Source organism: Prevotella sp. AM42-24 (genome assembly GCF_003461825.1).
GTDB lineage: Bacteria > Bacteroidota > Bacteroidia > Bacteroidales > Bacteroidaceae > Prevotella > Prevotella hominis.
The window spans coordinates 24229-38230 of record NZ_QTXV01000001.1 but is presented as its reverse complement, the minus strand read 5'-3'; the positions used below and the strand labels follow the sequence as shown (position 1 = coordinate 38230).

The 14002-nt window shown below is 42.0% G+C and carries 9 protein-coding genes and 2 tRNA genes; 5 read left to right on the top strand and 6 right to left on the bottom strand.

Going from position 1 to position 14002, the window contains the following annotated elements:
* Positions 1-118: 118 nt before the first annotated feature.
* Genes DW917_RS00165 through DW917_RS00155 form a run of 3 tightly spaced genes read left to right on the top strand, consistent with a single transcriptional unit; the run spans position 119 to position 2915 of the window.
* On the top strand, positions 119-805 hold the full coding sequence (locus tag DW917_RS00165; RefSeq protein WP_118115346.1) for an HAD family phosphatase: 687 nt from the start codon (positions 119-121) through the stop codon (positions 803-805).
* A gap of 40 nt (positions 806-845) precedes the next feature.
* A complete protein-coding gene (panB, locus tag DW917_RS00160; RefSeq protein WP_118115344.1) occupies positions 846-1664 on the top strand; it encodes a 3-methyl-2-oxobutanoate hydroxymethyltransferase in 819 nt (272 codons plus the stop codon).
* 30 nt (positions 1665-1694) lie between these two features.
* Positions 1695-2915 (top strand): MFS transporter, encoded by a 1221-nt coding sequence (locus DW917_RS00155; protein ID WP_118115342.1) that lies wholly within the window; start codon positions 1695-1697, stop codon positions 2913-2915.
* 86 nt (positions 2916-3001) lie between these two features.
* Here DW917_RS00155 and DW917_RS00150 read toward each other — a convergent pair whose 3' ends face one another.
* The 4 genes from DW917_RS00150 to DW917_RS00135 form a co-directional block, all read right to left on the bottom strand.
* Positions 3002-4483 carry a tagaturonate reductase gene (locus tag DW917_RS00150; protein ID WP_022111514.1) on the bottom strand — a complete coding sequence of 494 codons (1482 nt, stop codon included), beginning with the start codon at positions 4481-4483 and terminating at the stop codon, positions 3002-3004.
* A 281-nt stretch (positions 4484-4764) separates the two neighbouring features.
* Positions 4765-4835: transfer RNA gene (locus DW917_RS00145), tRNA-Gly, on the bottom strand.
* A gap of 18 nt (positions 4836-4853) precedes the next feature.
* Positions 4854-4926, bottom strand: a tRNA-Thr gene (locus DW917_RS00140).
* 146 nt (positions 4927-5072) lie between these two features.
* Entirely contained in the window at positions 5073-7220 is a 2148-nt protein-coding gene (locus tag DW917_RS00135; RefSeq protein WP_118115339.1) for an ATP-dependent Clp protease ATP-binding subunit, read from the bottom strand.
* A gap of 482 nt (positions 7221-7702) precedes the next feature.
* On the opposite strand from DW917_RS00135, the gene gyrA reads away from it, so the two are divergent.
* Positions 7703-10342 carry a DNA gyrase subunit A gene (gene gyrA / locus DW917_RS00130; RefSeq protein ID WP_118115337.1) on the top strand — a complete coding sequence of 880 codons (2640 nt, stop codon included), beginning with the start codon at positions 7703-7705 and terminating at the stop codon, positions 10340-10342.
* A gap of 54 nt (positions 10343-10396) precedes the next feature.
* On the top strand, positions 10397-11602 hold the full coding sequence (locus DW917_RS00125) for a hypothetical protein (RefSeq protein WP_118115335.1): 1206 nt from the start codon (positions 10397-10399) through the stop codon (positions 11600-11602).
* A gap of 294 nt (positions 11603-11896) precedes the next feature.
* On the opposite strand, the gene DW917_RS00120 is transcribed toward DW917_RS00125, so the two are convergent.
* Both DW917_RS00120 and rsxA read right to left on the bottom strand, forming a co-directional pair.
* The gene (locus DW917_RS00120) at positions 11897-12853 is read right to left on the bottom strand and encodes a D-2-hydroxyacid dehydrogenase (RefSeq protein ID WP_118115589.1); all 957 of its coding nucleotides are present in this window, start codon (positions 12851-12853) and stop codon (positions 11897-11899) included.
* Between the two features lie 544 nt (positions 12854-13397).
* Positions 13398-14000: an electron transport complex subunit RsxA gene (rsxA, locus tag DW917_RS00115; RefSeq protein ID WP_022111520.1), complete on the bottom strand. Its 603-nt coding sequence runs from the start codon at positions 13998-14000 to the stop codon at positions 13398-13400.
* Positions 14001-14002 lie beyond the last annotated feature (2 nt).

Genomic DNA, 14002 nt, shown 5'->3' with positions numbered 1-14002 from the left:
CTGACAATGATTATGATTATTTACTTTCTTTATTGATTTTAGAATAAAAATATGTAACTTTGCAACCGATTTAGAGAATTAAAAGAGATTGTATCAATCCATTTATCAAATTAAAATAATGATTAAAGCAGCACTTTTCGACTTAGACGGTGTCGTTTTTGACACCGAATCGCAATATTCGGTTTTCTGGGGAATGATAGGAAAGGAGTATCATCCTGAAATTCCTGATTTCGCACAAATCATCAAAGGACAGACTCTGGTTCAGATCTACGACAAGTATTTTTCCGATGACAAGATTTTCGCTTCTAAAGTTGATTTCTGTAGTGTGAAAGATGAACAGGCTAAAATTACCGCCCGTCTGGATGAATTCGAGCAAAACATGAGCTACAACTATATTGCTGGATTTGAGGACTTTGTGAAGGATTTACGCAATAACGGCATAAAATGCGCTGTTGTAACCAGCAGCAATATCCCTAAGATGCTCAATGTTTATCAGCAGCGACCGGAGTTTAAAGACTACTTTGACAGGGTTCTTACAAGTGAGGACTTTGCTAAGAGCAAACCAGATCCAGACTGCTATCTCAAGGGAGCGGCTTATTTCGGAGTCAAACCGGAAAAGTGTGTTGGCTTGGAAGACAGTTTTAACGGCCTGAAAGCCGTAAGAGCATCTGGTGCCTTTACGCTCGGATTGGCCACTACAAACTCAGCTGATGCCATCAGACCTTATTCAGACGAAGTGATTTCCGACTATATTGGCTTCACATTTGCAGATTTAGTTAAAATTGTTAGCCTATCTCGCAAATAATGTGTAACTTTGCAGTCGATTTATAAAAACAACACAAAAAATGGGATATTTATCAACAGATAAAAAGAAAATTACCACCAAGACTTTTGCTGAAATGAAGCAAGCTGGTGAAAAGGTAACTATGCTCACTGCATACGACTTTACAACTGCAGGTATTATCGATGCTGCCGGTATTGACAGCATTCTGATCGGAGACTCTGCATCAAACGTTATGGCAGGAAACGCTGATACACTACCTATCACCGTTGACCAGATGATTTATCATGCCAGAAGCGTAGCGCGTGCCGTTAATCATGCCATGGTAGTATGCGACATGCCTTTCGGTAGTTATCAGATTTCACGCGAAGAAGCCTTGCGCAATGCTTGTCGAATGATGAAAGAGACGGGTGTGGATGCCCTCAAACTTGAAGGTGGAGTAGAAATGATAGATACCATCAAAGCACTGATAGATGCCGGAATCCCTGTTCATGGGCACTTAGGATTGACTCCTCAAAGCGTCAACAAGTTCGGAGGTTATGGTATCCGTGCCAAAGAAGAAGCAGAAGCTGAAAAGCTCATCAGCGATGCCATCGCTCTGGATAAAGCTGGTTGCTTTGCCATCGTTTTGGAGAAAGTTCCTGCCAAAATAGCAGCTGAAGTAACACGTCAGGTAAAAGCCGTAACTATCGGAATTGGAGCAGGTAACGGATGCGACGGTCAAGTATTGGTTTATGCGGATGCAATGGGGATGACCCAAGGTTTCAAACCTAAGTTCTTGCGACACTTTGCACAGGTAGGGGCTGAGATAACAAAGGGCGTTCAGGCATACGTCGATGCTGTCAAGACAGGTGATTATCCTAATATTGAAGAAAGCTATTAAAATAGCTAATTACAAACACTATTTTAAAAGATGGATACTCAAAACACGCCGGTACACTTCAAGTTGTGGCATCGGGATTTCTGGTTGCTGGCAATAGCAAATCTTTTCTTGATGACGAGCACTTACATGCTGATACCGGCTCTTCCGCCTTACTTAATGCAGGCAGGTTTCTCTTCACTTGAAGTGGGAAGTATTATGGGTGCCTACGGCATCGGAATTTTCTTGCTTGGCGGTTTCTGCTCTTATCTGGTTCAGAAATATCGGAGAAATCATGTATGCCAGTTTGCGATTGTGGGCGTAGCTGTGTGTTTCGCACTTATCTATTATCTGGAGTTTGTCCTGCAGGTAAAAATAGAGTTTTGGATGTTGATGCTGGCAAGACTGCTACAAGGCGCATTCATAGGATTGGCTCAAATGACATTAGCCAGTACGCTCATCATTGATACGTGCGAGTCGTTTCAGAGAACCGAAGCTAATTATACGGCTGCTTGGTTTTCAAGATTTGCATTATCTCTCGGACCAGTAATTGCCCTGATTTTATTCAAGTGGCTCAATTATAGAGGTGTAGTCATCGCCGGAGGATGCTTCGCATTAATTCCTGTCTTGCTCATCTCATGGGTAAAGTTTCCTTTCAAGGCTCCGTCAGACAATATGAAAATCCTTAGCCTGGATAGATTTTTCCTTCCTCAGGGTTTTCTCTTATTCCTCAACACGGCTGCAATAACAACTGTTGTGGGATTATTGTTTTCCATACAGCATTCCGTAGTATTTTACACCATGTTGATGGGAGGTTTCATCATAGCCCTACTGGCTGAGAAATTCGCATTTCCGAATGCAGAGCTGAAGAGTGAAGTCTTTTCTGGAGTCATCTTCATGCTGGCGGCTGTTTTGATATTCTTCACAAACCATCAGTCGGCCATCCAGTTTATCTCTCCATCCCTGATCGGATTTGGTATTGGTGTCATAGGAAGCAGATTCCTGCTTTTTTATATCAAACTGGCCAAACACTGCCAGAGGGGAACCAGTCAGAGTTCATTTTTCCTGTCTTGGGAATTCGGAATCAGTCTCGGACTGTTTTTAGGATATGGTTTCTGGGGAAATCACAGAATTGTAGAACTGCAAAAGTTCTTGCCCAAGATACAGACAGACCATGAGTACATCCTGTCCATCTGTATAGTTTTGCTGGTACTGACTTTAGTTTTCTATAATTATTGTGTTCATCCATGGTATATGAAACACAGAAACAGATAGACATAAATGCGTAAAAAAGGGAAGTTCCTTTCGGAACTTCCCTTTTTTACGCATGAAAATGCTTTATCTAAGTTTCACTCTATTTCTTACAAAATAGTCTTTACTGCCTCAAGCATACCCTTCTCCTGGATAAGATCAAGATCTTTCTTAACCAACTCTGTCAAACCAGGTACAGTCTTGTTCAGGTCTTCCTTCCAGATATAGTCGAAAGCAAGTACACCCTCAGCTACCTTCTGAGTATCACCTGTTGCCCAAAGCTCTTTCAACTTGTCGATGATCTTCTGATCGTCCTGTGGCTGGATAGGAGCACCATCAGCACGGGTACCACCCTTATAGTAAGTAATGATAGCTGCAAGGCCGAATACCAAGCCCTGTGGCAACTCACCCTTACGCTCCAAGTAAACCTTCACACCAGGGAGGTCACGAGTCTCATACTTAGGGAATGAGTTCAGCATGATGCTGGTTACCTGATGATCAACGAATGGGTTCTCGAAACGCTCCAATACGTCAGAAGCAAACTTCTGCAACTCATCCATAGGAAGATTCAATGTCTGCATCAACTCGTCAAACTGTACCTTGTGGATATACTTGCCCAATACTGGGTGCTCGCAAGCATCACGTACGATATTGACACCGCTGAGGTATGTTACAGGGCTCAATACTGTGTGAGGACCATTCAACAAAGTAACCTTACGCTCGTGGTATGGTTTCTCGTTGTCTGTAATAAGAACATGGAGACCAGCCTTGTGAGCAGGGAACTCTTCCTGCATCTGCTCAACTGTCATATTCTCAGCCTTCTCGATTACCCAGAGGTGGAAGCTTTCTGCCTTTACTACGAGGTTATCCTTGTAGCAAACTTTCTGCTGAATTTCCTTGATGGTATCGCGTGGGAAACCAGGAACGATACGGTCAACGAGTGTAGCGCAAACATAGCAATGGTTAGTAAACCACTCCTTGAAGCCCTCATAATCAGCACCCATATCTTCCTTCCAAAGCTCGATATACTGGTAAATGCATTCCTTCAAGTGGTGACCGTTCAAGAAAATCAACTCACAAGGCATCAAAATCATACCCTTAGTTGGATCACCCTCGAAGAACTTATAGCGATGGAACAGCAACTGAACCAACTTACCTGGATAAGATGCAGCAGGAGCATCTGTAAACTTGCAAGCGTCATCGAATGCAATACCAGCCTCAGTTGTATTAGAGATGATGAAACGCATCTCTGGCTGCTCAGCCAAAGCCATGAATGCCTGGTTCTGAGAATATGGATTCAGTGCACGGCTGATTACATCGATACGCTCCAATGTATTGACAGCCTGACCATTCTCCTTTCCCTGAAGATTTACGTGATAAAGGCAGTCCTGACCATTCAGCCAATCTACCATACCACCAGCCAAAGGCTGTACTACAACGACAGAACCATTGAAATCGGTCTTCTTATTCATGTTCCATACAATCCAATCTACGAATGCACGGAGGAAGTTACCTTCACCAAACTGAATGATTCTCTCAGGAGCGACACTCTTAGGAGCGGTACGCTTGTTTAATGCTTTAAGTTCTTTCATGATTTGTTTATGTTATTATTTTGTTTTAAATTTCCGATGCAAAGGTATAAAATATTCCTTTACCTTATATCATAAATGCACCAAAATCGTCCGTAAAGGTTTGCGTAATTAGAGGAGATATTCACTCACAAGGAATCTACACTTTTCATGCGTTACTCACATATTACTCACAAAAAGGCTATTTATACCTTATATATAATAAGAACTGATGGATAGGGGAGAAAGAAAAAAATAAGGTATTAAAAACCACAACTATCAGATTTTCAATACCTTATCTTTTGAGCGGGATACGGGAATCGAACCCGCCTCCCAGGCTTGGGAAGCCCGTGCACTACCGATGTGCTAATCCCGCACAAATAGTGCTGAAAAGAGCCACGAGCGGGACTCGAACCCGCGACCCACGCATTACGAATGCGTTGCTCTACCAACTGAGCCATCATGGCTTTTCATTTTCAAAGCGATTGCAAAGGTAATGAAATATTTCTAATTGATGAAATAATTCATTACCCTTAACTTATATTAACACGGCAATCATCCTGGACACCTCAGATTTTGCTCTTCTCATGAGAATTTGCCACCCGAGGAAGAACTACTCTACTACTGCAACCTTGAAAGTAAGTTCCTCCCTGTTCGGATTCTTACCGATACTGATTGTATCACCCTTTTTAAGTTTGCCGCCCAACAGAAGTTCACAGACGCCATCTTCTATATAGGTCTGAATAGCACGCTTCAGAGGACGAGCGCCAAACTGCACATCATAGCCCTTAGTGGCTACAAGTTCCTTCGCTTTATCAGTAATCTGAATTTCATATCCCATATCGTGAACTCTTCCGAAGAGACCTCGCAGTTCAATATCAATAATACGCTTAATCGCATCAATATCCAACTGATTGAAAGTGATAATCTCATCCAGACGATTCAGGAATTCTGGAGAGAACTGCTTACTCAAACTTTTCTGAATGATACTTCGAGCATATTCCTTATCCTTCTCATCCATTACAGACTTCGTAAGTCCGCCAGCATTAAAGCCGATGCCTGATCCGAATTCCTTCAGTTGACGCGTACCTGCATTGGATGTCATTATGATAACCGTATTGCGAAAATCTATCAGGCGTCCATTACCGTCAGTCAAACGACCTTCATCAAGCACCTGCAAAAGCATATTATACACCTTGTCGTGGGCTTTTTCTATCTCATCAAGCAGTACTATAGAATAAGGTTTGCGGCGAACTCTCTCAGTAAGCTGTCCACCCTCATCATAACCCACATATCCCGGAGGCGCACCCAAAAGTCGGGAAGTATTGAAACTTTCTGAATACTCACTCATATCCACACGAATGAGTGCATCCTTAGAACCGAACAGTTCCTCTGCAAGTTTCTTGGCAAGATAAGTTTTACCCACGCCAGTAGGACCTAAGAACATGAAAGCACCGATAGGGTGGTTAGGATCTCTCAATCCTATGCGATTACGCTGGATAGCCTTTACCATTTTCTCGATGGCATCATCCTGAGCAATGACACTTTTCTTCAAGACGACAGACATATTTTTCAGACGGACACCTTCTTCCTCAGCCATTCGCTGAACAGGAACACCCGACATTTTACTGACGACATCAGCCACATCAGATTCTGTCACCGGAATACGTTCTGTACAATCTCCACTTTGCCATTTTTTGTGCATCAAATCCAACTTTTTTTCCAAAGACAAGCCCTTATCACGATAACTGGCTGCCAGTTCGAAATTCTGATTGCCAACAGCCTCCAATTTCTTAGCTGCCACTTCTTCGATTTCATTCTGAAGATCCAGAATATAGTCAGGCACTTTTATATTTGCCAATCTCAATTTGGAACCAACTTCATCCATGACATCTATCGCCTTGTCTGGGAAAAAGCGGTCTGTGACATAGCGTTCTGTCAGTTTGACACATGCCTCAAGAGCCTCATCACTGAATGTCACACCATGATGCTCCTCATAACGATCCTTGATATTTCTAAGAATTGCCAGAGTCTGTTCTGTTGTAGTAGGCTCTACGATGACCTTCTGAAATCTTCGCTCCAAGGCTCCGTCTTTTTCGATACTGTTTGCATATTCCTTAAAGGTCGTAGCACCTATGCACTGAACTGTACCACGAGCCAAAGCTGGCTTCAGAATATTGGCCGCATCCATAGTTCCGCTACCGCCACCAGCTCCTATAAGAGTATGTATTTCATCTATAAAAATGATGATATCCGGATTGTTCTCCAATTCCGTAATAAGCCCTTTGATACGTTCCTCAAACTGTCCTCGATACTTGGAACCAGCCACCATCGCAGTAAGATCTACAGACACAATCCTTTTGTTGAACAAAGCTGGCGAAGTCTGCTGTTTTACAATAAGTTGCGCCAGTCCTTCTACTATAGCACTTTTACCCACACCTGGCTCACCGATGAGTATGGGATTATTTTTCTTTCTACGCCCGATGATTTCCAAAACCCTTTGGATTTCGTGCTCTCTTCCCACTACAGGATCCAATTTCCCATCTTTAGCAGCTTTGGTTAAATCTGTACTATATTTATCTAAGAATGGAGTCTTATTATTGTGCATTTGTCCCGTAACCGTATTGCTTGCAGTCTTGGAAGACGCAGATGAATCCTTGTCAGGTTCATTACCATTCAGAAAGAAGTCATCTTCGTCATCACTTGGAAAAGAAAACCCATCAAGGATAGTAATGCGTTTTATGCTTTTTTGAATTTCCATATTTATTTTATGTTTCAATGATTCTGTATATATGTTCCTTTTTAAAAATTTACCTTGTTATTATACTTCACAAAATTTATGCCAAAAAGAGAGGAAAAAGTTTTTCTCTTTTAATTCACAATTATCATACACTATGATAAGGCATCTTGACGATTGTATGAATTCAATAAACATGTCTAAAGAGAAGAGGGCAAAACTATGCGGCTAATGAACAATAGGAAGAATATTTGCAGAAGAAAGTAGCCTAAAACACAAAAAACGCTAAATTCTTGTTGTTTTTGCACAACAAAGTCTTCTCTTAGAAAAAAAGTTTGTATCTTTGTCGTTAGTTTGGAGGGACAAAAACGCTTAGAACGCAAAAAAATGCCCTTCTCGGCAATTTTCCATCAAAAACAGATGGGTCGGAATTAGAATTAAATAATGAAGTTCAAAGAACTCAAAATAGAAATTTAAGATAATCATTCAAATAATCAATATAAAAAATGGACGAAAATCAGACTCTTGATCATGACAGAATCATGAAGATTAACATCGAGGAAGAAATGAAGTCATCCTATATCGACTATTCTATGTCGGTGATTGTGGCTCGTGCGCTTCCTGATGTACGCGATGGTTTCAAACCTGTACATCGTCGTATTCTCTACGGTATGTTGGGGATTGGAAACACCAGTGACAAACCATATAAGAAATGTGCACGTGTAGTAGGTGAGGTACTCGGTAAGTATCACCCACACGGAGACTTTTCTGTATATGGTGCCCTTGTTCGTATGGGACAGGAATGGAATATGCGATACACCTTAATAGACGGACAGGGTAATTTCGGTTCTGTTGACGGTGACTCACCTGCTGCCATGCGTTATACAGAGTGCCGCCTCTCTAAAATGGGTGAGCACATCATGGATGACCTCGACAAGGAAACCGTAGATATGATGAACAACTTCGATGATACTCTTCAGGAGCCATCAGTGATGCCAACAAAGATACCGAACCTTCTGGTTAATGGTGGTAATGGTATTGCTGTAGGTATGGCAACAAACATACCAACCCATAACCTGAGCGAGGTGATAGATGGATGCTGTGCCTACATAGACAATCCTGACATTGACACAGAAGGACTCATGAAATACATTCCTGCTCCAGATTTCCCTACAGGTGCTACTATCTATGGTATCCAGGGAGTGAAGGATGCATACGAAACCGGACGTGGACGAATTGTTGTGAGAGCTACAGCTGAAATCGAAAGTGGAGATGCTCACGACAAAATCGTTATCACAGAGATTCCATATGGTGTAAACAAGGAGCAGCTTGTTATGGCTATTGCCGATCTTGCCAAGGAAGGTAGGGTAGATGGCATTGCAAATGTAAACGATGAATCTGGACGCCAGGGTATGCGTATCGTTGTAGATGTAAAGCGCGAAGCCAATGCCAACGTTCTCTTGAACAAGTTGTTCAAACTGACAGCCCTCCAGAGTTCATTCTCTGTCAACTGTATTGCCCTCGTCAAGGGACGTCCTCGTCTGCTTACGCTCAAGGAATGTGTCAAGTACTTTGTGGAGCATCGTCATGACGTGACTATCCGCCGCACACAGTACGAACTGAAGAAAGCACAGGAGCGTGCTCACATCCTGGAAGGCCTTATCATCGCATGCGACAATATCGACGAAGTAGTTCATATCATCCGAGCAAGCAAGACTCCTTCTGACGCACAACGCAATCTGGAGAAGCGCTTCGAACTGGACGAGATTCAGAGTAAGGCTATTGTTGATATGCGCCTGTCTCAGCTGACAGGACTCCGTCTGGAGCAGTTGCATAATGAATTCGACGAATTGATGAAGACCATCGATTATTTGAATCAGATCTTGAACGATCCAGAGCTTTGCAAGAAGGTAATGAAGGACGAACTCAACGAAGTAAAGGATAAGTATGGCGATGCACGCCGCACCATGATCAAACCTGACGACCACGAGTTCAACCCAGAAGATTTCTATCCAAACGACCCAGTGGTAATCACTGTCAGTCATCTCGGTTACATCAAGCGCACACCATTATCTGAGTTCCGTGAGCAGGCAAGAGGTGGAGTAGGTGCCAAAGGTGCCCGCACACGTGATAAGGACTTCACGGAGTTCATCTATCCTGCTACCATGCACCAGACCATGTTGTTCTTCACGAAGAAGGGACGCTGCTACTGGCTCAAGTGTTATGAGATTCCTGAGGGAGACCGTAATTCAAAGGGACGCGCCATCCAGAACCTGCTCAATATTGAGAGCGATGACCAGGTGAACGCATTCCTCCGCTTGAGAGGTTTGAATGATACAGAATTCATCAACAACCATTATGTGGTATTTGCTACCAAGAATGGTACAGTCAAGAAGACTTGTCTGGAAGCATACTCTCGCCCTCGTGCCAACGGTGTGATCGCTATCAATATCGTAGAGGGAGACGAGGTTGTAGATGTTCGTCTGACCAATGGTCATAACGAGCTGATTCTTGCCAACCGTAATGGACGTGCAGTTCGTTTTGATGAAAACCAGATTCGTACCATGGGACGTACTTCTACAGGTGTTCGCGGTATGCGCCTCGATGAGGGTGACGATGCTTTGATCGGAATGATTGTAGTCAACGACCCAGAGCATGAGACCGTGATGGTTGTGAGTGAGCAGGGCTACGGCAAACGTTCTGATGTTATCGACTATCGCGTAACCAACCGTGGCGGTAAGGGTGTGAAGACGCTCAATATCACGGAAAAGACAGGCAGACTGGTAGCTATCAAGAACGTAACAGACGACAACGATCTGATGATTATCAACCAGAGCGGTATAGTAATCCGACTTGCAGTGGCAGACTGCCGTGTAATGGGACGTGCAACTCAAGGTGTCCGCCTCATCAATCTGACCAAGAAGAACGATGTCATCGCCAGCGTATGCAAGGTGATGAGTTCTGAACTCGAAGCATCAGTAGAGGAGGAGAGTCGTTCTGCCTGGGCTAAGAAGAGCGAGGAAATCGAGAATGACAATGTAGGTGCAAAGACTGCCGAAGAGGCTGCCGAGGCTGAAGCTCATCTCGATAACGAAGCTACAGAGTCTGAGGACAATACTGACACAGGGAACGTAGATTTCGAATAAACGAAAAGACGTGTAAAGAATAAATAATAACAACTTTTAAACTCATTAAGAAAAATGAAAAAGTTAATGATTGCAGCTATGATGGTACTAGGTGCCACATCAGCTTTCGCTGGAGACAGCGATGCACTCAAGGCAGTACTCAAAGCCAAGACTTATGCAGATGCAAAGGCTTTGGTAGAGCAAAACCTCGGTTCAATGGCTAATGATGCTGAAAAAGCTAAGGCCTACAACTACCTCGTAGAACTCTCTATGAAGCAGTTCAACGACCAGCAGTCTATCATCCAGATGAACCAGATTACAAAGAAGAACGATCCAGTTGACATGGAGGCTATGAACGAGGGTGCTTACAATGCGCTTGTTGCAGCTCAGGAATGCTACAAATACGATCAGCTTCCTAATGCAAAGGGGAAAATTGCGCCTAAGTATGGAAACAATGCAGAGCGCGTATGGAATGCTCGTATCCAGCTCGTAAGTGCAGGTGATGATGCCCGCACCAAGAACAATACAACTTTGGCTTTGAAATACTGGAACGCATGGTTCAATTCTGAGTCTTCACCTTTGTTCAATAAGATTCCTGCTGAAAAGAAGGCAGAACCTTACAAGGAGCAGGTAGCTTTCTTGGGTGCATGGCTTTCTAAGGAGAACAAGGATATGGCACAGGCTTTGAAATATTGTGATGTAGCCATGAACTCTGACGAGTACAAGAAGCAAGCACTCAACATCAAGCTCGAAGTTTTGAAGGGTGACTTGAAAACTCATGAGGACTCTTTGAAGTACATCAACAATTTGAAGGATCTTTATGCTAACGATGCCAAGAATGAGATTCTTCTCGACAACCTCAACAGCATGTTCGCTTCTATGAGAATGGACAAGGAGCAGTTGGAATTGCTCGACAATGCACTTGCAGCAGATCCTAACAACTTCGTAGCTCTCGCTGACAAGGGTATGTATTACATTGCTAAGAATGATGCAGACAATGCTATCAAGAATCTGAAGAAGGCTTTGGAGATTAAGCCAGAGAATGGTGCAGTCATGGTTTATCTCGGTGCTTGTTTGAACGTTAAGGCTTCTAATCTTCAGGATCCTAACGGACGCAAGGTAGTTTACCAGGAGGCTATCAAGTACCTCGACAAGGCTAAGGAACTCGATCCAGAAAAGAAGCAGTACAACTGGGGTTACAACCGCTACCAGGCTTATTATGGTCTCTATGGTCCTAATGATCCTAAGACCAAGCAGGCTGAGGCTGATAGCCAGAACTAATTAAAATCTATAAATCCTACGATTATAAAATCATCATATAATCGTAGGATGAAAGAATAAATAAAAGACTTCAAAGGAGGCATTATTTTGTCTTCATTGAAGTCTTTTTTTTCAAATTAACCTAAAACTATCATCATCACAGTTGTCCAGATAGAATTTTGAAATATCCATAAGATTCTGGCATTTTAGTCATGATTACTGTTTTATTTAGACAATAACGATTTCGTCTATTTATCATAATTTATAAATCAGGATGATTTCTTATCCATATTATAATAGGTAAACCTTCACAAATTATGGGTTCACCACATTGATAGGATGCCCCTCAATAAAAGCTTTAACATTTGCAGCAACTTGCTTATTCAATCGAGTTCTTGCTTCTAAAGTGGCCCAGGCGATATGAGGAGTAATAAAGGCATTCGGCTCGTTGAAGAGTGGATTGTCCTTAGCTGGCGGTTCCTGTGTCATCACATCTGCGCCATAGGCTCCAAGCTTACCATAATGCAAAGCAGAAGCCACAGCTTCTTCATCAACCAGCGGACCGCGTCCCGTATTAATCAGAATACAGGAAGGTTTCATCTTTTTCAGACTGTCTGTATCGACGAAATGGTAAGTATCAGCAGTCAACGGACAATGTAGTGACAAGATATCAGATACAGCTAAAAGTCCATCCTTGCTTACTTTGGTTATCCAATCAGGCAAATCACAGGCATTCTTACTGGTGCAGGCATAAACGTCCATACCGAAATCACGAGCTATAGTAGCAACTTTCATACCGATATTGCCAAGTCCCATAATTCCCAGGCATTTACCGGACAATTCCATAAGCGGTGTATCCCAATAACAGAAATCCTTATTGTAAGCCCAGCGCTCATTGCGATTTTCGAGCGTGTAATGTTCAACTCTGTTTGTTATTGCCAAAATAAGCGCAAATGTCATTTGTGCAACACTATCAGTACTATATGCCGGAATATTGGTTACGACTACACCATGACGTTTGGCAGCCTCAATATCAACCACATTATAGCCAGTGGCCTGAATACCAATATATTTCAGTTTTGGAAGCTGATCTAAAGTTTCAGAATCAATCTGCACCTTATTAATTAATATAATATCAGCATCTTTAGCACGTTCGATTTTTTCTTCATCTGTTGTACGGGGATAAACAGTAACGTTTCCCAATTGCTCCAAAAGATCCCAATTCAAGTCGCCGGGATTAGAAGCATAACCATCTAAAATTACAATATTCATCATATTCTTCAAATTAATGTTGATTGTTCATAAAATCAATGCAAAAATACACAATTTCAGAGAAACATCAAAGAAAATAAGTAAGAAAATTCAATAAGAAAACAACAAATTATAGATTAAAGAAAAACAGAAATATGAAGGAAGAAATACAAAAAAATTCGATAAATAAAACAAAGATAAAACAGGAACTGCTCTCTCTCCTACAACATCCTACTATTAAGTTGTAAGCAACATTATGATTAATAGGAAACAGTTTGTATAACAACAAGTAATAAATAAACCCCTACCGATATTTATCCTTCTGTCTGGAAATAAAATTCTAAGAAGCAAAACTAATCCCACAATATAACCTATTAAAATCTCTTTCTCATCAATAATTAAAAAGGAGAACATTTGAAATATCCAAATATTCTCCTTCAAACTATACCAATTATAACAATCGTATTTAAATCAAAAATCTAAATACTCCTAATATTCGAAAACTATGCCCATAGCTTTGTATGGACATCTAAAAAGCTATTCTTATTGGAAATCATTCAGAATACTACTCCAAACCAAATAAAGCCTTCAGACCACCATCTACACCAGAGAATCCCATAAAGGCCAAACTGAGTAATGATGCGGTAATAAGCACAATAGCCATTCCCTGCATACCCTTAGGAATACGAACCAAAGCCTGCTGCTCACGGATACCAGCAAAAACAATCAGAGCCAGTGCAAAACCCAAAGCTGTAGAGAATGCATAAACAACACTCTCCAAAAGATTGAAATCTTTCTGGATAACCAAGATGGCTACACCAAGCACTGCACAGTTGGTAGTAATCAATGGAAGGAAGATTCCAAGAGCCTGATAAAGTGCAGGGGAAACTTTCTTGAGGATGATCTCAACCATCTGTACCAAGGCTGCAATCACAAGGATAAATGCCAGAGTCTGGAGATATTGCAATCCGAATGGATCGAGTACATATTTCTGAACACACCAAGTAATGATGGTTGCCAAGGTCAAGACAAAGGCGATGGCTCCACCCATACCGATGGCTGTATCAATCTTCTTCGATACGCCCAAAAAAGGACAGATACCGAGGAACTGCGATAAGACGATATTGTTAACGAATATCGCAGAGATAAATATCAATAAATATTCCATAA

What these genes read in the sequence shown, in the direction of transcription:
- rsxA (WP_022111520.1), bottom strand. Translation starts at nt 14,000, where the DNA reads ATGGAATATTTATTGATATTTATCTCTGCGATATTCGTTAACAATATC.
- DW917_RS00165 (WP_118115346.1), top strand. Translation starts at nt 119, where the DNA reads ATGATTAAAGCAGCACTTTTCGACTTAGACGGTGTCGTTTTTGACACC.
- DW917_RS00120 (WP_118115589.1), bottom strand. Translation starts at nt 12,853, where the DNA reads ATGAATATTGTAATTTTAGATGGTTATGCTTCTAATCCCGGCGACTTG.
- panB (WP_118115344.1), top strand. Translation starts at nt 846, where the DNA reads ATGGGATATTTATCAACAGATAAAAAGAAAATTACCACCAAGACTTTT.
- DW917_RS00150 (WP_022111514.1), bottom strand. Translation starts at nt 4,483, where the DNA reads ATGAAAGAACTTAAAGCATTAAACAAGCGTACCGCTCCTAAGAGTGTC.
- DW917_RS00155 (WP_118115342.1), top strand. Translation starts at nt 1,695, where the DNA reads ATGGATACTCAAAACACGCCGGTACACTTCAAGTTGTGGCATCGGGAT.
- DW917_RS00135 (WP_118115339.1), bottom strand. Translation starts at nt 7,220, where the DNA reads ATGGAAATTCAAAAAAGCATAAAACGCATTACTATCCTTGATGGGTTT.
- gyrA (WP_118115337.1), top strand. Translation starts at nt 7,703, where the DNA reads ATGGACGAAAATCAGACTCTTGATCATGACAGAATCATGAAGATTAAC.
- DW917_RS00125 (WP_118115335.1), top strand. Translation starts at nt 10,397, where the DNA reads ATGAAAAAGTTAATGATTGCAGCTATGATGGTACTAGGTGCCACATCA.